The 21,837-nt window shown below is 58.6% G+C and carries 20 protein-coding genes; 9 read left to right on the top strand and 11 right to left on the bottom strand.

What is annotated here, in order from left to right; genetic code table 11:
* Window positions 1-63: 63 nt before the first annotated feature.
* Window positions 64-714, bottom strand: a complete 651-nt coding sequence (locus AC4ANE_RS01495; RefSeq protein WP_002551545.1) for a hypothetical protein — start codon at window positions 712-714, stop codon at window positions 64-66.
* Window positions 715-983: 269 nt separating this feature from the next.
* Here AC4ANE_RS01495 and AC4ANE_RS01490 point away from each other — a divergent pair, with 269 nt between their 5' ends.
* Both AC4ANE_RS01490 and AC4ANE_RS01485 read left to right on the top strand, forming a co-directional pair.
* A complete protein-coding gene (locus AC4ANE_RS01490) occupies window positions 984-1,472 on the top strand; it encodes a cytochrome c oxidase assembly protein (protein WP_002551544.1) in 489 nt (162 codons plus the stop codon).
* Window positions 1,473-1,535: 63 nt separating this feature from the next.
* On the top strand, window positions 1,536-2,168 hold the full coding sequence (locus AC4ANE_RS01485; protein ID WP_002551543.1) for an SCO family protein: 633 nt from the start codon (window positions 1,536-1,538) through the stop codon (window positions 2,166-2,168).
* Window positions 2,169-2,402: 234 nt separating this feature from the next.
* Here AC4ANE_RS01485 and AC4ANE_RS01480 read toward each other — a convergent pair whose 3' ends face one another.
* From AC4ANE_RS01480 to AC4ANE_RS01470, 3 genes are read right to left on the bottom strand one after another with little or no spacing between them, the layout of a single operon-like run.
* A complete protein-coding gene (locus AC4ANE_RS01480; protein ID WP_002551542.1) occupies window positions 2,403-3,176 on the bottom strand; it encodes a MetQ/NlpA family ABC transporter substrate-binding protein in 774 nt (257 codons plus the stop codon).
* A gap of 49 nt (window positions 3,177-3,225) precedes the next feature.
* Window positions 3,226-3,900, bottom strand: a complete 675-nt coding sequence (locus tag AC4ANE_RS01475; RefSeq protein ID WP_002551541.1) for a methionine ABC transporter permease — start codon at window positions 3,898-3,900, stop codon at window positions 3,226-3,228.
* Window positions 3,900-4,907 carry a methionine ABC transporter ATP-binding protein gene (locus AC4ANE_RS01470; protein WP_002551540.1) on the bottom strand — a complete coding sequence of 336 codons (1,008 nt, stop codon included), beginning with the start codon at window positions 4,905-4,907 and terminating at the stop codon, window positions 3,900-3,902. Before AC4ANE_RS01470 ends, AC4ANE_RS01475 begins: the two co-directional genes overlap by 1 nt.
* Window positions 4,908-5,213: 306 nt before the next feature.
* Between AC4ANE_RS01470 and katE the strand changes: the two genes are divergently transcribed.
* On the top strand, window positions 5,214-7,364 hold the full coding sequence (gene katE / locus AC4ANE_RS01465) for a catalase HPII (RefSeq protein WP_002551539.1): 2,151 nt from the start codon (window positions 5,214-5,216) through the stop codon (window positions 7,362-7,364).
* Window positions 7,365-7,489: 125 nt separating this feature from the next.
* Window positions 7,490-8,841, top strand: a protein-coding gene (locus AC4ANE_RS01460) for an IS3 family transposase (protein WP_095077641.1) whose coding sequence is annotated in 2 segments (ribosomal slippage) — window positions 7,490-7,949 and window positions 7,949-8,841 — 1,353 coding nt in all. Because the reading frame shifts where the segments join, the coding sequence is not laid out codon by codon here.
* A gap of 79 nt (window positions 8,842-8,920) precedes the next feature.
* On the opposite strand, the gene AC4ANE_RS01455 is transcribed toward AC4ANE_RS01460, so the two are convergent.
* The 4 genes from AC4ANE_RS01455 to AC4ANE_RS01440 are packed head-to-tail and all read right to left on the bottom strand — an operon-like array spanning window position 8,921 to window position 11,736.
* A complete protein-coding gene (locus tag AC4ANE_RS01455; protein ID WP_002551448.1) occupies window positions 8,921-9,637 on the bottom strand; it encodes a PA5502 family lipoprotein in 717 nt (238 codons plus the stop codon).
* A 38-nt stretch (window positions 9,638-9,675) separates the two neighbouring features.
* On the bottom strand, window positions 9,676-10,464 hold the full coding sequence (gene znuB / locus AC4ANE_RS01450) for a zinc ABC transporter permease subunit ZnuB (protein ID WP_002551449.1): 789 nt from the start codon (window positions 10,462-10,464) through the stop codon (window positions 9,676-9,678).
* A complete protein-coding gene (znuC, locus tag AC4ANE_RS01445; RefSeq protein ID WP_002551450.1) occupies window positions 10,457-11,254 on the bottom strand; it encodes a zinc ABC transporter ATP-binding protein ZnuC in 798 nt (265 codons plus the stop codon). The genes znuB and znuC overlap by 8 nt, the downstream gene beginning before the upstream one ends.
* Window positions 11,254-11,736, bottom strand: coding sequence for a Fur family transcriptional regulator (locus AC4ANE_RS01440; protein ID WP_002551451.1), 483 nt, complete (start codon window positions 11,734-11,736; stop codon window positions 11,254-11,256). Before AC4ANE_RS01440 ends, znuC begins: the two co-directional genes overlap by 1 nt.
* 67 nt (window positions 11,737-11,803) lie before the next feature.
* On the opposite strand from AC4ANE_RS01440, the gene znuA reads away from it, so the two are divergent.
* Complete coding sequence (gene znuA / locus AC4ANE_RS01435) at window positions 11,804-12,745, top strand: zinc ABC transporter substrate-binding protein ZnuA (RefSeq protein WP_002551452.1); 942 nt, start codon at window positions 11,804-11,806, stop codon at window positions 12,743-12,745.
* A gap of 125 nt (window positions 12,746-12,870) precedes the next feature.
* Here znuA and AC4ANE_RS01430 read toward each other — a convergent pair whose 3' ends face one another.
* The gene (locus AC4ANE_RS01430) at window positions 12,871-13,821 is read right to left on the bottom strand and encodes a homoserine kinase (RefSeq protein ID WP_002555690.1); all 951 of its coding nucleotides are present in this window, start codon (window positions 13,819-13,821) and stop codon (window positions 12,871-12,873) included.
* A gap of 36 nt (window positions 13,822-13,857) precedes the next feature.
* Window positions 13,858-14,145 carry a DUF2782 domain-containing protein gene (locus AC4ANE_RS01425; protein ID WP_002555689.1) on the bottom strand — a complete coding sequence of 96 codons (288 nt, stop codon included), beginning with the start codon at window positions 14,143-14,145 and terminating at the stop codon, window positions 13,858-13,860.
* 74 nt (window positions 14,146-14,219) lie between these two features.
* Here AC4ANE_RS01425 and polA point away from each other — a divergent pair, with 74 nt between their 5' ends.
* Window positions 14,220-16,985: a DNA polymerase I gene (gene polA / locus AC4ANE_RS01420; protein ID WP_031595544.1), complete on the top strand. Its 2,766-nt coding sequence runs from the start codon at window positions 14,220-14,222 to the stop codon at window positions 16,983-16,985.
* Window positions 16,986-17,226: 241 nt separating this feature from the next.
* Here the strand turns inward: polA and yihA are convergent, their stop codons facing one another.
* Window positions 17,227-17,862: a ribosome biogenesis GTP-binding protein YihA/YsxC gene (gene yihA / locus AC4ANE_RS01415; RefSeq protein WP_031595543.1), complete on the bottom strand. Its 636-nt coding sequence runs from the start codon at window positions 17,860-17,862 to the stop codon at window positions 17,227-17,229.
* A 294-nt stretch (window positions 17,863-18,156) separates the two neighbouring features.
* On the opposite strand from yihA, the gene AC4ANE_RS01410 reads away from it, so the two are divergent.
* The 3 genes from AC4ANE_RS01410 to AC4ANE_RS01400 are packed head-to-tail and all read left to right on the top strand — an operon-like array spanning window position 18,157 to window position 21,743.
* Complete coding sequence (locus tag AC4ANE_RS01410) at window positions 18,157-18,801, top strand: thiol:disulfide interchange protein DsbA/DsbL (RefSeq protein WP_002555687.1); 645 nt, start codon at window positions 18,157-18,159, stop codon at window positions 18,799-18,801.
* A 9-nt stretch (window positions 18,802-18,810) separates the two neighbouring features.
* Window positions 18,811-19,686 carry an endonuclease/exonuclease/phosphatase family protein gene (locus AC4ANE_RS01405; RefSeq protein WP_002555686.1) on the top strand — a complete coding sequence of 292 codons (876 nt, stop codon included), beginning with the start codon at window positions 18,811-18,813 and terminating at the stop codon, window positions 19,684-19,686.
* Complete coding sequence (locus AC4ANE_RS01400; RefSeq protein ID WP_460408671.1) at window positions 19,683-21,743, top strand: GGDEF domain-containing protein; 2,061 nt, start codon at window positions 19,683-19,685, stop codon at window positions 21,741-21,743. The genes AC4ANE_RS01405 and AC4ANE_RS01400 overlap by 4 nt, the downstream gene beginning before the upstream one ends.
* Window positions 21,744-21,837 lie beyond the last annotated feature (94 nt).

Below are 21,837 nucleotides of genomic sequence, written 5' to 3'. Positions count from 1 at the left end.
TAGCAGCGGAGCGATATCCGGCTCCTTCCATTGCGGGCGAAGACATTGATTCGGGCCTCTGAATCAGATGACGGAGCGTTCCAGCTCCAGGCCGATACCCAATTGTCGTGACAGGCTTGGCCAGCGCTTCCACGCTGCCCCTGTATCAGGACTGGTCAGTTTTTCGCGGTAGGCCTCGACAGAGTCCAGCGCGAAACTTTCATCATCAAGCAGCTTGTCGACGGCATGGTGAACCGCCTCGTCCAGCTGGTTGGCAAATTGCTCGCCGATCAACTGGTGGGCAATCACGCTGGCAACCGTGGTATTTGACGGTATCAGCGGCTGACCAAAATGCTTGATGTACAGATCGTTCACCTCCTCGACCAGTCTGTGTGCCAGATAGGCCTCGTCCAACAGGCTTTCCAGCCCTTCATGTCCGTCCATGATGGAAGGGGGTGCTGCGAAAAAATGCTCCGCGATTTTCAGTACCGGTTTAATCTGCCCTTCGATACCGGCTTCTACGGCGACCTCGTGAGCAGCGTCCAGCAGGTCGGGGACCAAGTCGATGTAAGCAGTGACGAAACGCGTCAACACGTCCTTCGCGTCGACATCCGGGAGGTGAATGGCGGGATGAAGATGTGGGAGCTTTTGTTCCAACTGTTGCAGCAAGTGGCCGGTCTCGGCTTCATGTTGATGGGCTAGTTGTATCTGCTCGCGCAATGCGGCGGTGTTCATGGCAGTGGGGACTCCTGAGGGCGTTAAACCCCGTGGTTCGGTTATGGAGAGTCATACGTTAGCTCGGTTAACTAAATGCCTAAGACATTTTTGCTATAACCGAAACCCATTTATATGCATTGGCTATATCAAAGCGTTTTTTGCTCAGTTTCTGACCATTTGCCTACATTGGCGCATAAATACGGCACCTTGCGCTGATGTAAGCAGGCTACTCTGAAGCCGCCCGCAGCCCTTTCGACACGCTGTCTGACATAAAAAGTGAGCCCGGCATGACTCAGCCTCTTTTATCCAAGCGGCTTGCTCTGCGTTTAATCTGTTTGCTGGTGATCATGTTCATCTGCGGATTTGCATTGCCGTCGCTCTATGCTTTGCTGACCGGGCATGACAGAAACCGCGACCAGGACGCTTCGCGGCAGATCGAGGTGCAGTTCACCGCTACCAACTCTGCCGGGATGGTCTGGGCGTTCTACCCGCGCGCCAGCCAGATGCAAATCAACCCTGGTGCGGTCAACGAGATGATTTTCGTGGCGCAGAACCCTACTGACAAACCGATGAAAGCCCAGGCTGTACCGGGCATTTCGCCGGGGAAGGCGGCAGAGTGGTTTCACAAGACCGAATGTTTCTGCTTCACCCAACAGACCTTACAGCCGGGTGAGCGTATCGAGATGCCCGTGCGCTTCATCGTTGATCGCGACCTACCCGCAGAGGTGAAACGCCTGACGCTGGCCTATACGCTGTTCGATGTCACTGCGCCCTAGGCGCTCGAAGCCATATAGGCCATCATCCCTGGCCGCATGCCGATCACTACCCGCGTTGATGCCATGACCCGTATCCAGAAAACCGTTTTTATCGCTGCCGCCATTGTTGCCCTCGTTCTGGGCCTGATCCTCAGCCAGTTGCTGCCGGGCAGCGGGTCTGAGGGTCAGGCGGCACTTAACGATGCAGGTATTGTGCTGCTACCGAAAAGTCGCCAGTTGCCAGCCTTGAGCATGTCGGACCAGAACGGCGCAGCGGTGGCCCTTGATGACTTGAAAGGCAAATGGACGCTGATGTTCTTCGGCTACACCTTCTGCCCGGACATCTGCCCCACTACCCTGGCGCAGATAAAGCAGATCAGGACCGAGCTGCCTGAAAAGGTGGTCGAGCGCATGCGTGTGGTGCTGGTCAGCGTCGACCCTGAACGCGACACGCCGCAGCAGCTTAAGCAATACCTGGGCTACTTCGACCCGCAGTACATCGGCCTGACGGCGCCTGTCGCTGATATCCAGACACTGGCCAATGCCGTGAGCATTCCGTTCATTCCCGCAGACACCAGCAAAGCGAACTACTTCGTCGATCACAGCGGTAATCTGGCTTTGATCGGCCCGGATGGTACGCAGCGAGGCTTTATCCGCGCACCGCTGAACAATCAGAAGCTGGTGAAGCAATTGCCGAGGCTGCTGGAAAGGGATTAGGGCCTGTGAGATTCCTGCGGGAGTAACCGGGGCGGCGATCCGCATTGCTCACGACGACTTGGTCCAAACGCTCTATTTTCTGAAGGCTTTACCGGCCTCTTCGCGAGCAAGCTCGCTCCCACGACGCGCCTGTATAACTATGAGCACAGAGCGTGGGAGCGATAAGGTGTTCCCGACGCTCTGCGTCACAAGGGACGCAGAGCACTGGCGCGAGAACCGCAAGGTACAATCGGATCAGAACGCCGGAACCACAGCGCCTTTGTATTTCTCGGCCAGGAAGGTTTTCACTTCAGGACTCTGCAGGGCCGCTACCAGCTTTTTCATCGCGTCTGAATCCTTGTTGTCCGGGCGGGCAACCAGAATGTTCGCGTAGGGCGAATCGGCACCTTCGATGATCAGTGCGTCCTTGGTCGGCTCAAGCTTGGCGCTCAAGGCATAATTGGTATTGATCAGCGCCAGATCGACCTGAGTCAGTACGCGCGGCAACGTAGCTGCTTCCAGCTCACGGAACTTGAGGTCTTTCGGGTTATTCACGACATCCGAAGGCTTGGACAGGATATTGGTCGGATCCTTCAAGGTAATCAGACCTGCCTTGGCCAGCAGCAGCAAGGCACGGCCTTCATTGGTGGCGTCGTTTGGCAGGGCAACGTTGGCACCATTGGGCAGTTCTTCCAGCTTCTTGAACTTGTCCGAGTACGCACCGAACGGCTCTACGTGAACCTTGGCCACTGCGACCAGATCTGTGCCCTTGCCCTTGTTGAACTCATCCAGATACGGCTGGTGCTGGAAGAAGTTCGCGTCCATACGGTTCTGCGACACCTGTACGTTCGGCTGGATGTAGTCGTTGAACACCTTGATGTTCAAGTCCACGCCCTCTTTGGCCAGCGTCGGTTTGACGAACTCGAGAATCTCGGCGTGCGGCACGGCAGAGGCCGCGACGGTCAGGGTTTCGTTGGCCTGCGCGGACAAGGCAGTAACAGCGGCGAATATGGCCAATAGTTTTTTCATGCAACAACTCCTTTGGGCCCGCACAGGCGGGCCGATACCAACGGTTCGATCAACGATGTGTGAAATGCGCGACCAGTCTGTCGCCGATGGTTTGCAGAATCTGCACCAGCACCAGCAACAATACGACCGTCACGAACATCACATCGTTCTGGAAGCGTTGATAACCATATCGGATGGCCAGATCGCCCAGCCCGCCAGCACCCACGGCACCGGCCATGGCGGTGAACGACACCAGCGCAATGGCGGTAACAGTGATTGCAGCCAGAATGCCGGGGCGCGCTTCAGGCAGCAGCGCCTTGACGATGATCTGCCGAGTCGTCGCGCCCATGGCCTGCGTGGCTTCGATGATGCCGCGATCCACTTCGCGCAATGCTGTCTCTACCAGACGCGCAAAGAACGGCGTGGCGCCAGCGATCAGCGGCGGCAACGTGCCGAGAATGCCCAGTGACGTGCCGGTAATGATTTCGGTGAGCGGCATCATCACGATCAGCAGGATGATGAACGGCAACGCACGCAGCATGTTCACAATCAACCCGACCGTGGCGTACAGCTGCTTGTGTTCCAGCAACTGCCGCGGCGAAGTGAGGAACATCAGCACACCCAGCGGCAGGCCAAGCAGGATGGTGAAGCCCAGCGAAACACCGAGCATGATCAACGTGTCGCCGGTGGCGCCCCAGATCTCGTACCAGTCGACATTGGAAAACAGGTTCAGAAAAGCGTCCATCAGCGCAGCACCTCCATATGAACGTCGGCGGCGGTGAAGCGCGCAAAAGCAGCGTCCATATCGCCGCCGGTGATGGCCAGCGTCAACTGCCCATAAGGGGTGTCCTTGATGCGGTCGATGCGTCCGGCAAGGATGCTGTAGTCGACGCCGGTTTCGCGGGCCACGGTGCCCAGCAGAGGCGCATACGTCGCATCGCCCTGAAAGGTCAGGCGCACGATACGGCCTTGAACATGAGCGAAATCGTCACGCTGTTCATTTTCATCGATCTGGTCATCTTCCTGCACAAAACGCTTGGTCGTCGGGTGCTGCGGATGCAGAAACACATCGGCGACCTTGCCTTGCTCGACAATCACGCCAGCGTCCATGACCGCCACCTGGTCACAGACGCGACGAATCACGTCCATTTCATGGGTGATGAGCACGATGGTCAGCTTCAGTTCGCGATTGATCTCGGCCAACAATTGCAAAACCGACGCAGTGGTCTGCGGGTCCAGCGCGCTGGTGGCTTCATCGCACAGCAGGATTTTCGGCTTGGTGGCCAGGGCGCGGGCGATGCCGACGCGCTGCTTCTGGCCGCCGGACAATTGCGCCGGGTATTTTTTCGCATGATCGGACAATCCAACCCGCTCCAGCAGCTCAGCCACGCGCTGGTCGATCTGCTTGCGGGGCATATCGCCGGCCAGCGTCAGCGGCATCGCAACATTATCGGCCACGGTTTTGGAGGCCAGCAGATTGAAGTGCTGGAAGATCATCCCGACTTGTTGGCGGAAGCGGCGCAAGCCGTTGGCATCAAGCGCCGTGACGTCTTCACCATCAACCACGATCTGTCCACCGCTCGGGGTCTCCAGACGGTTGATCAGGCGCAGCAGGGTACTTTTGCCAGCGCCGGAATGGCCGATGATGCCGAACACCTGGCCGCCGTCGACGCGCAGGCTGGTAGGGTGCAGGGCCGGTATTTCCTTGCCTGCCACCCGATAGGTTTTGTGGACGTTATGAAACTCGATCACGGAGCGAACCTTGTGGGGCGCGTTAAAAAATCAGCGCAGTGGCAGGACGCCACCTGCTTCGTTACCTCGGCCGGATAAAGCCGGGCGCGCATTTTAGCCTGTCCGGCCCGCTGTGCTTAGCATTTATTTGCAGGCTGCCCTGCGCAACGGGCATAACGCGACCGTTGGTAAAGATGTGCGACAAATAAAGGGAACGGCTGTTTTAGGCCTCGGTCACTTCTTGGATACCGTGATTTCCCGCTTACGCCAGGGAAGTCGTATTCAGCGAACCCAACTCAACGATTGGGGCGAGATAAGGAGTCTCTGATGGCTAGCAAGAACGCACCACCTGTAACCGCAACGCCCAAGAGCGAATTGGCAGGTACCGACACCCTGGACCGTGGCAATACCAACGAGAAGCTGGAAAGCCTTGAGCAGTTCCGCTCGGACGCGACCCAGCAGGCCCTGCGCACCAATCACGGTGTCAAGATTTCCGATAACCAGAACACTCTGAAAGTCGGCAGCCGTGGCCCGTCGCTGCTTGAAGACTTCATCATGCGTGAAAAAATCACGCACTTTGACCATGAGCGCATTCCGGAGCGTATCGTTCACGCCCGCGGCACCGCGGCACATGGTTATTTCCAGACCTATGAAGACCATGGCGCGCTGAGTAAAGCGGGCTTCCTGCGTGATCCTGGCAAGAAGACCCCGGTGTTCGTGCGCTTCTCTACCGTTCAGGGCCCGCGCGGCTCGGGCGATACCGTGCGCGACGTGCGTGGCTTTGCGGTCAAGCTCTACACCGAAGAAGGCAACTTCGATCTGGTCGGCAACAACATGCCGATCTTTTTCATTCAGGACGCCATCAAGTTTCCTGACTTCGTGCACGCGGTAAAACCAGAGCCGCATAACGAAATCCCGACCGGGGGCTCGGCTCACGACACCTTCTGGGACTTCGTTTCGCTGGTGCCGGAATCTGCACACATGGTGCTGTGGACCATGTCCGACCGTGCCATTCCGAAAAGCCTGCGCACCATGCAGGGCTTTGGTATCCACACCTTCCGCTTTATCAACACCGAAGGTAAGTCCAGCTTCGTGAAGTTTCACTGGAAGCCCAAGTTCGGCGTGTGCTCGCTGGTCTGGGACGAAGCGCAGAAGCTCGCTGGCAAGGACACCGATTTCCACCGCCGCGACCTGTGGGAATCCATCGAGATGGGCGACTACCCGGAATGGGAACTGGGCGTGCAGATCGTTGCCGAGGAAGACGAGCACAAGTTCGACTTCGACCTGCTCGATCCGACCAAGATCATTCCCGAAGAACTGGTACCGGTCACTCCGCTGGGCAAGATGGTCTTGAACCGTAACCCGGACAACTATTTCGCCGAGACCGAGCAGGTTGCCTTCTGCCCGGGCCACATCGTGCCAGGTATCGACTTCTCCAATGACCCGCTGCTGCAAGGTCGCCTGTTCTCCTACACCGACACGCAGATCAGCCGTCTGGGTGGGCCGAACTTCCATGAAATCCCGATCAACCGTCCGATTGCGCCGAACCACAACGGTCAGCGTGACGCACAGCACCGCACAACTATCGACAAGGGCCGCGCTTCCTACGAGCCGAACTCGATCGATGGCGGCTGGCCGAAAGAAACCCCTGCCGGCCCTGTAGATGGCGGCTTCGAGACCTACCCTGAGCGCGTTGAAGCGCACAAGGTTCGTGAGCGCAGCGAATCGTTTGGCGACCACTTCTCGCAGGCTACATTGTTCTTCCAGAGCATGAGCCATCACGAGAAAGAGCACATCATCGCGGCCTACAGCTTCGAGTTGGGCAAGGTCGAGCGCGAGTACATTCGTGCCCGTCAGGTCAACGAGATTCTGGCCAATATCGACCTGGAACTGGCCAGCCGCGTAGCCGCCAATCTGGGCTTGCCAGCACCGACTGCCGGGACCGTGCCAGTGCGTCAGACTTCGGTAAAAGAGTCGCCGGCGCTGAGCCAGGTCAACCTGCTTTCTGGCGATATCGTTTCACGCAAGGTTGCCATTCTTGTGGCAGACGGCGTGGACGGCAAAGCGGTCGAAGCCATGAAAGCTGCACTGACTGCCGAAGGCGCACACGCCAAGGTATTGGGCCCGACCTCCGCACCGGTCAAGACCGCTGACGGCCAGAGCCTGCCAGTGGACGCATCGGCTGAAGGCCTGCCTTCGGTAGCGTTCGACGCAGTCTTCGTGCCGGGTGGCAAGGCTTCGATCGAAGCGCTGAAAGGCGACGGCGTGGCACTGCACTTCATCCTGGAAGCCTACAAGCACCTCAAGGCCATCTCCTTTGCCGGGGAGGCCAAAGAGCTGTTGAGCCTGCTACGCCTGGAAGAAGATGCGGGCCTGCTGGAGGTATCCGATAGCAAATCGTTCAAAGCGTTCTTCAACGCGATTGCTCAGCACCGTGTATGGGATCGTGAAGTGAAAGCCAAGGCTGTTCCGGCTTGATCTGACGTGCTAGATCGCTCCCACGCTCCGGCGTGGGAGCGCCTTTCTGAACCTTCTCGCCCCTCACGCTCCGTGAACTGCCCCCAAGAAGTTGGACACCAATCCGACCTCACGGGGGTGTTCAAATGGGTAAGTATTCAGAGCAGTTCAAGCTCACTGTCGTCAAAGCGTATCTTGAAGACAACATGGGCTTTCGTATGGTAGCCCGCCAGTTCTCGATCGATTTCAGCCTGCTTCGACGCTGGGTCGCTAACTACAAGAGTCATGGTCACACCGGCCATCGCAAGCCTGGTCTTCGATACAGCGAAGCTTTCAAGCGCTCAGTGCTTGAGCACAGGCGTGAACACAAGCTATCGCTCCGTCAGGCCGCTGCGCATTTTGGTATCGGGGATCCCGGCCAAATAGTCATTTGGGAAAAGCGGCATTACAGTAGCGGTACAGCCCCGTATGTTCCTGCCAGAAGAAAGCCTGTCGCCATGCCAAAGAAGCCTTATCCCGCCAAACCAGTAACCGCCGACGATACGCAGAAGACGCGCGACCAGTTGATGAGCGAGCTTGAATATCTGCGCATGGAGAACGCTTACCTAAAAAAGTTGGAAGAGCTGAAGGAGCAGAAACGACGGCAACCGAAAAAGCCCTGAGCATCAAGCAACTGAGGGGCCGGTTCCCGCTTTGCGCTCTGCTGAGGCTGGCGGGCTTGGCACGCAGCACGTTTTACTATCAGGTTCAGGTGCAATCCAGACCCGATCCCTATGCTGCTTTGAAACAGTTAGTCGAAAGCATTTACCACGAGGAGAAAGGCCTTTATGGCGCTCGGCGTATCACGGCGGTCATTCGCACTGCAGGTATTTTGGTCAACAAGAAGGTTGTAGAACGACTGATGGCAGAACTGGGCCTGCGATCAGTGGTGCGCCCCAAAAAATACCGCTCCTATAAGGGCGTAATCGGAACCATTGCGCCGAATTTGCTGGAGCGCAATTTCAGCGCGCAACGCCCGAACCAGAAGTGGGTGACCGATGTGACTGAGTTCAAGGTAGGCAATCGAAAGCTGTATCTCTCACCCGTGATGGACTTGTACAACGGTGAAATCGTGGCGTATGAAGTGTCGACAAGGCCGAGCTTTGAGCTGGTCACCAGCATGCTGGACAAGGCGCTTCAGCAGTTGCAGGACGAGCCGAAGCTTGTGATGCACTCGGACCAGGGCTGGCAGTATCAACACGCGCAGTATCGCCATAAGCTATCGGTACGAGGCGTCAAACAAAGCATGTCCCGTAAGGGCAACTGCCTGGACAATGCGGCAATGGAAAGCTTTTTCGGTACACTGAAATCCGAGTTTTTCTACCTGAAACAGTTTGAAAGCATCGATGAGTTGAAAGCAGGTCTGGATGAGTACATCCACTACTACAACCATGACCGCATCAAGCTGAAGCTCAACGGCCAAAGCCCCGTAAAATACAGGGCTCAGGCGGCAAGCTAAAACCGTCCAACTTTTGGGGGGCAGTTCACCGCGTGGGAATGCAGTTCTGGACGCTCTGCGTCCGCTTTGAAGAATCGACTCAGGACTTCGCTGGCGTCAGAATGATCTGCGCTTTTTCATTGCGCTCGATCTGGCGACGCAATTGCAGCTCGAAATCCGGATTGGCCTTGACCACCCGTTTGGTCAGCAACGTGGCCAGCCACGGATAGTCTTCGGTGCGCGGCACTACCATCAGCACTTCACAGTTGAACGCTACGGTATCCGCTGCGATATCGTCCAGTTGACGACGCAATGCACGCATATCGCCGATCTTGAGTTCAATTTTCGTGCTTTCTGCCGACGGATCGATGAGCTTGGCAACCCTTCTGGCTTCGGCCGCCTTCAAATCAGCTTCGGCTTTCTCCAGCTCGGCCTTGCGCGCATGAGCGATAGCGCCGTTGACGCCACTGGTCAGTGCCGGTGCCTTGGGCATCAGCGCGCGCGCACGAGTGAGTGCGTTGGCCGCCGCATTCATATCACCCTTCTGCAGGCTGATCTGGCTGCGACTCAGATAGGCTTCGGCCAGACGACGCTGAAAAGGCTCGAGGCGAATATCGGCAGGATTGGCGGCCTGCAACGCGGCCAGTTGATCCTCGGCCGTCGCCAGCTCATTGCTGACGATGTTCTGCTCAAGCTGAGCGAACGCGTCAGGCTGAACGTCGGAGGCAGGCGTCTCGGCAGTGGGCGCACTCTGGCAGGCACCCAGCAGGATGGAAAATGCGACAAGCAGCAGATAGCGTGGGGCGAACGGCTTCATTCCTGCGATTCTCTAGTTTGCGCAAAAAACGAGCAAGTCTACACCGCTCGCCTGGGTAGAACAAAGCTGAGCAAAAACAACGCTGCAGCGGATACCACTATAGACGGTCCTGCCGGGGTGTCCTTGAACCATGACAATGATAGCCCGACACACACCGCTATCACGCCTAACAGGCTTGCACCCAGCGCCATCTGCTCCGGCGAGCGGGCGTGACGCTGCGCCGCAGCGGCGGGAATGATCAGCAGCGACGTGATCAGCAGAACGCCGACGATCTTCATCGCCACAGCGATCACCACGGCGATCAGCAGCATCAGCACCATGCGCAATGCCGCGACGGGCAGACCTTCGACCCGCGCCAGCTCTTCATGCACGGTGATTGCCAGCAGCGGGCGCCACAGCGCAACAATCAATACCAGCACCAGCGCGCTGCCGCCCAGGATCCAGGTCAGATCAGCCGGGCTGATGGCAAGCAGGTCACCAAACAGATAAGCCATCAGGTCGATACGCACTTCATGCATGAAGCTGAGCACCACCAGGCCGAGCGACAGCGTGCTCGGCGCGAGGATCCCCAGCAGTGTGTCCGAGGCCAGCGGCTGGCGCTGTTGCAGCGTGACCAGCAGCACCGCCAGCAGCAGGCAGCCGACCGTCACTGCAATGGTCGGGCTGATATCCAGCAGGAAGCCAAGCGCCACACCGAGCAATGCTGCGTGGGAAAGCGTATCGCCGAAGTACGCCATGCGCCGCCAGACCACGAACGACCCCAGCGGGCCAGCAACCACGGCCAGCGCAACGCCTGCGAGCAAGGCATACAGTAAAAAATCAGCCATGCTTGCAGTGGTCTCCGTGAACATGAGTGTGGGTAGGTGAGGAAGTCGCCGGGGCATCATTCACCACAGCGCCATGCAGATCGTGGGCGTGGTCGTGATGGTGGTGATAGATCGCCAGGCTTTGCGCATTTTTGCCGAACAGCTCGACAAACGCCGGATCATGGCTGACCTGCTCGGGATGCCCGGAGCAGCAAACATGGCGGTTCAGACAGACCACCTGATCGGTCGTGCTCATGACCAGATGCAAATCATGAGACACCATCAGCACGCCGCACTGGTGGCGGTCGCGCAACCGGGTAATAAGGCCGTACAGCTCGGCCTGACCTGCCACGTCGACACCCTGCACCGGCTCATCGAGCACCAGCAATTCAGGCTTGCGCAACAAGGCTCGGGCCAGCAGAACGCGCTGCATCTCGCCACCGGAAATACCTTGAATCGGGCTATCGATGACCTTCTCGGCCCCGACTTCTTCCAGGGCCGACTCTGCAGCCATGCGGTCCACACCGGGCACCAGACGCAAAAAGCGCAGCACCGACAGCGGCAGCGTCTGATCCACATGCAGTTTTTGCGGCATGTAACCGACACGCAGCTTCGGCTTGCGCCAGACGGTTCCGGAGTCGGGCTTGAGCAGCCCCAGCACTGCACGCACCAGCGTGGTCTTGCCAGCGCCGTTAGGGCCGATCAGCGTAACGATTTCGCCGGGCTTGACGCTCAACTGGATGTTGTCCAGAACGCTTTGCCCGGACAGCGTTACAGCGACCTGCTCCAGACGTATCAATGCATCCGTCATCAAGCCGCCTTGCAGCCGGCGCATACACCCACGATCTCGACCGTCTGGCCTTCGACCGCGAAGCCAACGCCTGCAGCGGCATCGATGACGGCATTGCTGATGGCTGGGTGCTGCAGCTCGATCGCCGCGTGACACAGGCGGCAAATCAGAAACTGCCCCTGATGCGCATGAGTGGGGTGATTGCAGCCGGTGAACGCGTTGAGTGAGGCGATGCGGTGCACCAGACCGTTTTCCAGCAGGAAATCCAGTGCACGATAAACGGTTGGCGGCGCAGCGCGGCGACCGTCTTCATCACTCAGCACTGCAAGGATGTCGTAGGCACCCAGCGGCTTGTGGCTTTGCCAGACCAGTTCCAGCACGCGACGGCGCAAGGTGGTCAGGCGCAGCCCCTGTTTGGCGCACAGGGCGTCCGCTTCGGCGAGTGCCGAATGCACGCAGTGAGAGTGGTCATGGGGGCGACTGGCCAGGGGAGTATTGGGCATGAGCAGCGACGATATTGGCTAGAGACGTTATTATGTTACCTGTTCCTGGCTTATATGAGTGATTCGAGTGCGCCGTCTTTTAAATCTTGTTGCTGTTTTGTGGGTCAGTCTGCTGGTCATTTCCCCTGTTCAGGCCGAGGTCCGGGTGCTGACCAGTATCAAGCCATTGCAGCTGATTGCAGCGGCTGTGCAGGATGGCGTTGGTACACCGCAAGTGCTGTTGCCACCGGGTGCCTCACCTCATAATTACGCGCTGCGCCCATCCGACGTACGGCGCGTGCAGGAAGTAGAGTTGCTCTACTGGATCGGCCCGGACATGGAAGCTTTCCTGCCGCGCGTCCTTCAGGGCCGCAAACTGCCTGCAGTTGCCGTACAGACGCTGCCGGGCATGCACTTGCGTCACTTTGGCCAGGACAATGCCTCGCATGATGACCACGAACATGATCACGACAACGATTCAGACGAACATGATCATGATCACCGGCCCGGCAGCCTGGATTCACACCTGTGGCTGTCGACCGTCAATGCTCGGGTGATTGCCGCGAAAATGGCCACAGACCTGAGCGCCGCCGACCCTGCCAATGCAGCTCGTTATGCGAGTAACGCTGCCGCATTCAGCAAACGCCTTGACGCGCTGGATGCTCGTATCAAGGGTCGGGTCAGTGCAGTGGCAGGCAAGCCTTACTTCGTCTTCCACGAGGCGTTCGATTATTTCGAAGAGGCTTACGGGCTCAAACACGCCGGGGTATTCGCCATCGCCGCCGAGATCCAGCCCGGCGCCCAGCACGTCGCCGCCATGCGCGAACGCCTGAAAGCTGCCGGCAAGACCTGCGTATTCAGTGAACCACCACTGCGCCCGCGTCTGGCTGAAACCTTGAGCGCAGGCCTGCCGGTCAAGCTGGCGGAGCTGGATGGACTGGGCGGCTACACCCCGGCCACCGCTCAGGGTTACGAGCAAGTCCTGCAAAAGCTGGCGGATGATTTGGCAGGTTGCCTGAGCAGTCTCTGACTGCCACCGCCCACATAGCAGCACTGCTGTGTGACGCAGAGCGTCACGCACTGCATTCCCACGCGGAGCATGGGAACGAGAGTCAACCGTCCGACTGGTTCAGACGCGCGGAGACAGGCCTGGTCTCAGAGCGCAAACGGCAACGCAATGTGCGCTTCCTGGCGCTCGGCCAGGCGGCGCTCGAACTCCGCAGGGTCATGAATCAGCACGTCCTGACCGGCGAAGGTTTCGGCGGCGATCAAACGTGACAGCCAGAAACGCACGCAGGCGATGCGCAACATAGTCGTCCAGAGCTTCGACTCCGCCGCAGTGAATGGTCGCAAACCTGCATAAGCCCCCAGCAGCGCACGAGCACGGACGGCATCGAGCTGGCCGTTTTCACGCGAGCACCAGTCATTGAGGGCAATCGCCAGGTCGTAGAGCATCGGCCCGGAACAGGCGTTATAGAAGTCGATCAGCCCGGTCAGGTGCGTGCCTTCAAACAACACGTTGTCACGAAACAGGTCCGCGTGCAGGTTGGCGCGCGGCAACGCCATGATCTGTGGCTTGAAGTCTTCGATCTCTTGAAGGCTCTTTTCCAGCAAGGCTCGCTGGGTTTCGCCCAGATGCGACAGAAAATTGCGCCCCTCACTCAGCATCCAGTCCAGACCTCGATCGGTCTTGCGCTCCAGCACCTGCTCACGGGTCGCCAGATGCAGGTTGGCCAATAGCTCGCCAATCTGCACGCAGTGCTGGGTATTGGGCTCGCTGATGTGCTTGCCTGGCAAACGTGGCTGCAGAAGCGCCGGTTTGTCCGCCAATTGCCGCAGGGCCTCACCGTCGGTGGTGCGCAATGCGTACGGCACCGGCAAATCGGCATCGTGCAGCACGTCGAGCAGCTCGATGAAGAATGGCATCTCCTGCACCGGGCCGCGTTCGACCAGCGTCAGAACGAATTCGCCCTGCTCCAGACTGATGAAGTAGTTGGTGTTTTCGCTACCGGCGGCAATGCCCTGATAGTCAAGCAAACGGCCGAGCCCATAAGGGGCGAGAAATGCTTCCAGCTCGGGCCGGGCCAACGGGGTAAAAACGGACATGTCAGAACTGCCAGCAATTAAAGTGAATGTAGGTGGCTACCATTCGAATATTTTCCACTCCGGGATCAGCATGTCCGGTTGGTCCGAACGGATAAAATTGGGACTTGTACCATCGGATCGCACCAGAAAATAGGGCTTGCCGTGTTTGGGGGTAATCTTCACAGCATACAGAAAGCCGTTCTGGCGGTATTCCTGAATGGTTTTGTCCCCGTCGGTGCGGATAGTAACGTCCGGTGCAGCCGAAGGTGGGTCCCCTGCTGAAACTGCGAGCAAAGGACAAAATGCCAACAGGCCGGTCAATATCAGTCGATTTACCTTGCACATGATAACCTTGTCCCTTTGTCGTCAATGGTCCGCGCATTCTAGCGCCGGCCCCGCCGAAAAGGTTGATTCTGCTCATGACCCAAGCGCCGCTCGTCCTGATAGACGGTTCCTCTTACCTCTATCGCGCCTTCCACGCACTGCCACCACTGACCACGTCCAAAGGATTGCCGACGGGCGCCGTCAAAGGCGTGCTCAACATGCTCAAAAGCCTGCGTCGCCAGTACCCGGACAGCCCGTTTGCGGTGGTCTTCGATGCCAAGGGCGGGACTTTCCGCGACGCGCTGTATACCGATTACAAAGCCAATCGGCCCAGCATGCCGGATGACCTGCGCGTGCAGGTCGATCTGCTGCATGCTTGCGTCAAGGGCATGGGCTATCCGCTGCTATGCGTGGAAGGCGTTGAAGCAGACGACGTGATCGGCACCCTGGCGCGCAGCAGCGCAGCGGCGGACCGTCCGGTGATCATCTCCACAGGTGACAAGGACATGGCGCAACTGGTCGACGGACACATCACCCTGGTCAACACCATGACCGGCAGCGTGCTGGACGTGGCTGGCGTGAAAGAGAAGTTCGGCGTCGGTCCGGAGCACATCATCGACTACCTCGCACTGATGGGCGACAAGGTCGACAACATACCTGGCGTCCCCGGCGTCGGCGAAAAGACTGCCGTCGGCTTGCTGGTTGGCGTGGGCGGCGGAATCAAGGAGCTTTACGAACGCCTCGAAACGGTCGCGACCCTGCCTATTCGTGGGGCCAAGACCCTGGCGGCCAAGCTTGAAGAGCATCGTGCGATGGCCTTCCTGTCCTATGAACTGGCAACTATCAAGATCGACGTGCCACTGGACATCGAACTGGACCAGCTGCATTGCGGCGAGCCGGACCGCGACAAATTGATGGAGCTGTACGCCGAGCTGGAATTCAAAAGCTGGATCGAAGACCTGCAACGTGATGCCAAACGCGCCGGGCAGGAACTGGCCGTCGAAGAGCCAACCGTCGAGGCAAAAGAAGCCGCCTATGAAGTCATTCTCGAGCAGAGCCAGTTCGACGCGTGGCTGAAGAAACTCAACGCCGCGCCGCTGTTCGCCTTCGTGACCCAGAGCAACGGCACCGACGCCCAGCGCGCGCAACTGGTAGGTTTGTCTTTTGCCATTCAAACCCATGAAGCCGCCTACATTCCGCTGACCCACTCCTACATGGGGGTGCCGCAGCAACTGGACCGCGACACAGTACTCAAGGCGCTCAAGCCGCTGCTTGAAGACCCGGATAAAACCAAGGTCGGTCAACACGCCAAGTTCGCTATCAACCTGCTTGCCAACTGCGCGCTCGACGGCGATCAGACCCAAGGCATCGACCTGCAGGGCGTCAGGTTCGACACCATTCTGGAGTCCTACGTTCTGGACTCCACCGCCACCCGCCACGACCGCGACAGCCTGGTGGCCAAGTACCTGACGCACACGCCGATCAACTTCCAGGAGATCGCCGGCAAAGGTGCCAAGCAGCTGACCTTCGACCAGATCGCCATCGAGCAGGCTGGTAATTATGCTGCCGAAGAAGCCGACCTGACCCTGCGCCTGCATGAAGTATTCGAAGCGCGTCTGGCCGCAATTCCAACCTTGCAGCCGGTCTTGAACGACATCGAGATGCCGCTGGTGCCCGTCCTTGCAGGCATCGAACGCCAGGGCGCACTGGTCGATGCCAACCTGCTGGGCATCCAGAGCGTCGAACTGGGCGACAAGATGACCGCGCTGGAGCGCGAAGCCTTTGCCATTGCCGGTGAAGAGTTCAACCTGGGCTCGCCCAAGCAGCTCGGCGTGATTCTCTACGAAAAGCTCGGTATGCCGATCCTCAGCAAGACCGCCACCGGCCAGGCATCGACTGCCGAGGCCGTGCTGGCCGAACTCGCCGAGCAGGACTTCCCGCTGCCCAAGGTACTGATGCAATACCGCTCGATGAGCAAGCTCAAGAGCACTTACACCGACCGCCTGCCGGAGCAGATCAACCCGCGCACCGGACGCATTCACACCTCCTATCACCAGGCAGTGGCGGTGACCGGGCGCTTGTCATCCAGCGATCCGAACCTGCAGAACATCCCGATCCGTACTGCTGAAGGCCGACGCATCCGTCAGGCGTTCGTGGCCCCCAAGGGCTACAAGCTGCTGGCGGCAGACTATTCGCAGATCGAACTGCGCATCATGGCGCATCTGGCACAGGACGAAGGCTTGCTGCATGCCTTCCGCAACGACCTGGACGTTCACCGCGCGACGGCAGCGGAAGTCTTCGGCGTCGAGCTGGAAAACGTCACCACGGACATGCGCCGCAGCGCCAAAGCGATCAACTTCGGCCTGATCTACGGCATGAGCGCGTTTGGCCTGGCCAAACAGATTGGCGTGGACCGCAAGCAGTCACAGGCTTATGTCGACCGTTACTTCGCCCGCTACCCCGGCGTGCTGGATTACATGGAGCGCACACGTGCTCAGGCCGCCGAGCAGGGTTTTGTCGAGACCATTTTCGGCCGTCGCCTGTACTTGCCGGACATCAACGCCAAGAACCAGTCCCTGCGCAAAGGTGCCGAACGCATGGCGATCAACGCGCCGATGCAAGGCACTGCGGCGGACATCATCAAGAAAGCCATGGTGGCCGTGAATGGCTGGCTGGAAGAATCCGGTCTGGATGCGCGGGTCATTCTGCAGGTGCATGACGAACTGGTGCTGGAGGTGCGCGAAGACCTGGTCGATCAGATCAGTGAACAGATCCGCCCACACATGAGTGGCGCAGCAGAATTGGCAGTGCCGCTGCTGGTGGAAGTCGGGGTCGGCAACAACTGGGACGAGGCGCACTGACTCTGAAAGGGCGAACCTGTCAGCAGGTTCGTCAAAAATTGTAGGAAATGTGAACTTTTCTTCATTGCTGGAACTTAACCGTTTGGACAGGAGTCAGAGGTCTCGATTGGTTGAAAAATCGATCGTGCTCCTAGTTGTGTTAAGTGTTGGCAGTTATCCAGATCCCACCCTAAGGTCTGGACCTTAAGCCCCGGAACTTCCCCCTCCCCATGCGAAGTCCGGGGTCTTTTTTGCCTGCGATTTACTCCGCAGGTGCCTTGTCTTCCAGTTCCATCCAGTCGGCCAGCACGGTGTAAGCCTCTTCCAGCCCCATGCGCTTGGGAGCCGAGAACAACTGGATGCTCACTGCATCGCCCCAGCCTTTGCGAATTTCGGCCTGAACCTTGAGCAGCGTGTTCTTCGCAGCGCCATAGGTCAGCTTGTCGGCCTTGGTCAGCAGAATGTGCATCGGCATGTAGCTGGCGATGGCCCAGTCCAGCATCAACAGGTCGAAGTCGGTCATTGGATGACGGATATCCATCATCAGGATCAGACCCTTCAGGCTTTCGCGGCTGCCCAGATAGGCTTCCAGGTGGCGCTGCCAGTGCAGTTTGAGCGGGATAGGCACTTTGGCGTAGCCGTAGCCCGGCAAGTCGACCAGACGTCGATTTTCATCCAGCCCGAAGAAGTTCAGCAGTTGAGTGCGCCCCGGCGTCTTGGAGGTGCGCGCCAGGCTGGCATGGGTCAGCGTGTTCAGCGCGCTCGATTTGCCTGCATTGGAACGACCGGCAAAAGCGACTTCAAACCCTTCGTCGTCGGGGCATTGGTCGACCTTGGCGGCGCTGAGCATGAACGTGGCCTGTTGGCACAGACCGAGGATGGGGTTTTTGAGTTGCATGTGATTTCCGGTGAAGGCCCTGCCTGCAAAGCGAGCGGCAAGAGGTGTCGGTTTCGTTTGGATGCGTAGGCATATAATGACACACCTGCCCCCCGGCCCACACTGGCACTGTATCGGGCCGCTCTGGCTGGCGGCTGGAACATTCAGACATGACCTGCTTCACTCCTTATGCAAAAAGGCCGTCCGTGGTCGCCCATTTTTACAACCTCAGCGTTACACTAACGAACTCAGGCTTTCGCGTTCGGTCGAAACCACCGTCGCTTGAAGGCGATTCAATCTGCTCAGGAGTAAAGCATGCGTAATCTGATCATCAGCGCCGCTCTGGTTGCCGCCAGTCTGTTCGGTATGTCCGCCCAGGCTGCCACGCCCATCGAGGCGGGCAAGCAATACGTCGAGCTGGCGAGCGCTGTGCCTGTTGCCGAGCCAGGCAAGATCGAAGTCGTCGAGCTGTTCTGGTATGGCTGCCCGCACTGCTACGCGTTCGAGCCAACGATCAATCCGTGGATTGAAAAACTGCCGTCCGACGTCAAGTTCGTACGCATCCCTGCCATGTTCGGCGGCCCGTGGGATGCACACGGCCAGCTGTTCATCACCCTCGACACCATGGGCGTCGAGCACAAGGTTCACGCGGCCGTATTCGAAGCCATCCAGAAAGGCGGCAAGCGTCTGACCGACAAGAATGACATGGCTGACTTCGTCGCCACACAGGGCGTGAACAAGGAAGACTTCCTGAAAACGTTCGACTCTTTCGCAGTCAAGGGCAAGATCGCCCAGTACAAGGAACTGGCCAAGAAGTATGAGGTGACTGGCGTTCCGACCATGATCGTCAATGGCAAGTACCGCTTTGACCTGGGTTCTGCCGGAGGTCCGGAAAAGACTCTGGAAGTTGCCGATCAATTGATTGCCAAAGAGCGAGCGGCTGCTACAGCCGCCAAGTAAGCGCCCGCCATGCGCCGCTGGGGCAAGGGCAGCACCCGTATCGTTGGCCTGCATGATCCGCAGGTCAACGAACATCATCTGACGCAAAACGGCCTGCCGGAAGACGGCAGGCTGCGTTTGCTCAGTTTCAATATCCAGGTGGGTATCAGTACCCAACGCTACCACCACTACCTGACGCGCAGCTGGCAGCATCTGCTGCCACATGGCGGCAGGGCAGGCAACCTGCAGAAAATCGGCGATCTGATCAACGATTTCGATCTGGTGGCGTTGCAGGAAGTCGATGGCGGCAGCATGCGATCCGGCTTCGTCAATCAGGTCGAGCACCTTGCTCAACTGGGTGGCTTTCCGTACTGGTATCAACAGCTCAATCGCAATCTCGGTCGCCTCGCCCAGCACAGCAATGGTGTGCTGAGTCGCTTGCGCCCGACCAAGATCGAGGATCATCCGCTGCCGGGTCCGGCCGGGCGCGGGGCAATTCTTGTCCGCTTCGGCGAAGGCGAAGATGCGCTGGTGGTGGTCATGATGCACCTGGCTCTGGGCACTCGTACCAGAACCCGGCAACTGGCTTACATTCGCGACCTGATCGGCGGTTATCGCCATCAGGTTCTGATGGGCGACATGAATACCCACGCCAATGACCTGCTGGAGCACTCGCCGCTACGCGATCTGGGCCTTTTGGCACCGCAAATCGAAGCGACCTTTCCAAGCTGGCGACCACAACGCTGCCTTGACCACATTCTGCTCAGCCCGACCCTCACGCTTGAACGCGTACAGGTACTGGCGCAGCCCATTTCCGACCACCTGCCGGTTGCTGTCGAGATTCGCCTGCCAGACTCACTGCGTGGGGACTCACTGCCTGTGCCCTCCGGTGGAAGCCTTGCATGAGCGACGACGCGGAGCGTTGGAAAGAGAAGTACCTCAAGGGAATCGAGCAACAGGATAAGCTCGAAAAGCGCTGGGATGCGCGGCTCGACTTGCTGCGCCGCGGTCTGGTGCGCAGCAGCCTGGCAGCAGAAGGCTCTGACCGCGCCGTCGATGAATGCATGAAGGAAATGCGCGAAATTGTCCGCAAGGACGATATGGACGCCGGTCTGGCAGCCTTGATTCCGCGCCTCGAAAAAGCCGTACTGGACTCCGAGCATCGCCGTGAAGTACGGGTCGGGCAAATTGGCTCGGCACTGACCGCACTGGTTGCACAACTGCAAGCGCTACCGTTGCCACGAGAGGTACGCAAGCCACTCAAGCGCTTTGCCAAGGACCTTGAAGAACGTGCATCGCAGGCGCGCGAGCTGCCTTTGCTGCTCAGCGAGTTGAGTGGTTTGCAGGGCCAGGCCCTGACCCTGCTCGAAAAGCACGAAGAGGGCCCACGCCAAGGGCTTCTGCAGCGTTTGTTCGGTTCACGGGACGAACATGGCAATGAGCGCCCTCCCGAGGCTGCCCACCCCGAAAACGCCCCTTCTGCTCAGGAAACGCATGAGACGCACGTGCAACCTGAGGCCGCGAACGCTCAAGCGCCGATAGACGTTGCCGCAGCGGAAGTAGAAGCTGCCATTGCCCCCGACATCGTCAACCAGAAGACAAAGGACGCACACACACTGCCGCCAAAGGTTTCAGAAGCCGAAACCGCTATCGTTACGGCACCTGAAACACCTGTGCCATCGCCAGCCGCAGCAGCCCTTGCTCCAGCCCTGGCCGAAACAGTCACCGAACCTGCGGTTGTCCCTGTCGAGCCTATCGATTTCACTGACCTGCTGGGCCCCGTTCCGTCAGTGCCCTACCAGCAAAGGCCTGTGCCAATAATCCAGGCACTGGAACAGCCGCAAGAGGATGCCGAATCAGAAACCGAAATGGTAGAAGGCGAAGAGGGTTATTCGCTGCCCTCCTCGCCAGAACCCAGCTACAGCTCGGTGGCGGCACACATTGAGGAAACCCTGCTGGGCCTGCTCGATGACCTGACCTTGTCGGAGCACTTCCGCCCGCAGGTCGAGGACATGCAGTTACGCTTGAAACATGGGATCAACTGGTACGAACTGCTACCGATCCTCGACGATCTGGCAGTTCTGATGCTGGCAATCAACAACGGCGGCCAACAGGAATTCAGCACCTACCTCAAACAACTCAATGAGCGGCTCGAATCGTTTCAGAGCCATTTGCAGGCTGCCAGTGAAGATCATGCCGAGGATCAGTCCACAGCCCGCGACCTGAACGAGCAGTTGCGCGAACAGGTAGGCGGCCTGCAAATCAGCGTTCAGGACGCTTCCGACCTGACCAGTCTCAAGCAGGTGCTCGACAACCGCTTTGAAGGCTTGCTCAGCACCATGGACCACTACCAGCTCAAGCGTGACGCACGCGAGCGGGAAGTTGCCTCGCGGCTGCAAGGCCTTTCGGCCCGCGTTGCAAGCATGGAGCAGGAAGCGCTGGGTTTCAGGACTCACCTGGAAGAACAGCGCCAAAAGGCCTTGATCGACCCGCTCACCGGCCTGCCCAATCGCGCAGCCTGGGGCGAGCGCCTCGAACAGGAGATGAGCAAGTGGCAACACGAGAAAAACAGCCTGCTGGTGTGCATTCTGGACCTGGACCACTTCAAGCGAATCAATGACGGATATGGCCACCTGGCAGGCGATAAAGTGCTGAAGATCGTCGCCAACGTTTTCAGGAAACGCCTGCGCAGCGACGATTTCCTCGCCCGGTTTGGCGGTGAGGAATTTGTCATGCTGTTGCCTGCTACACCTCCCGGCACCGGTCTGACACTGCTCGACGAACTGCGCACGGCGGTGGAGTCATGTCCGTTTCACTTCAAGGGCGAACGCGTGACGATTACAGTGTCCATTGGAGTGACGGCTTTTCGAACGGCTGAACGCAGTGACACTGCGATCAAGCGCGCCGATCAGGCGCTGTACAAGGCCAAGGAAAATGGCCGAAACAGGGTCGAACAAGGCTGACTGAAACATTTTGACCTGAACGAGCACGTCAATGCCGAAGCTATTTGCACGCATGTTGTTATGATATTGCATTTCCCGCTGACGCTGCCGATCC

The sequence above is a fragment of the Pseudomonas sp. Pme6b genome (genome assembly GCF_058129925.1).
Note: the sequence above shows the minus strand (reverse complement) of the source record. Positions and strands in the feature narration are given on the sequence as shown.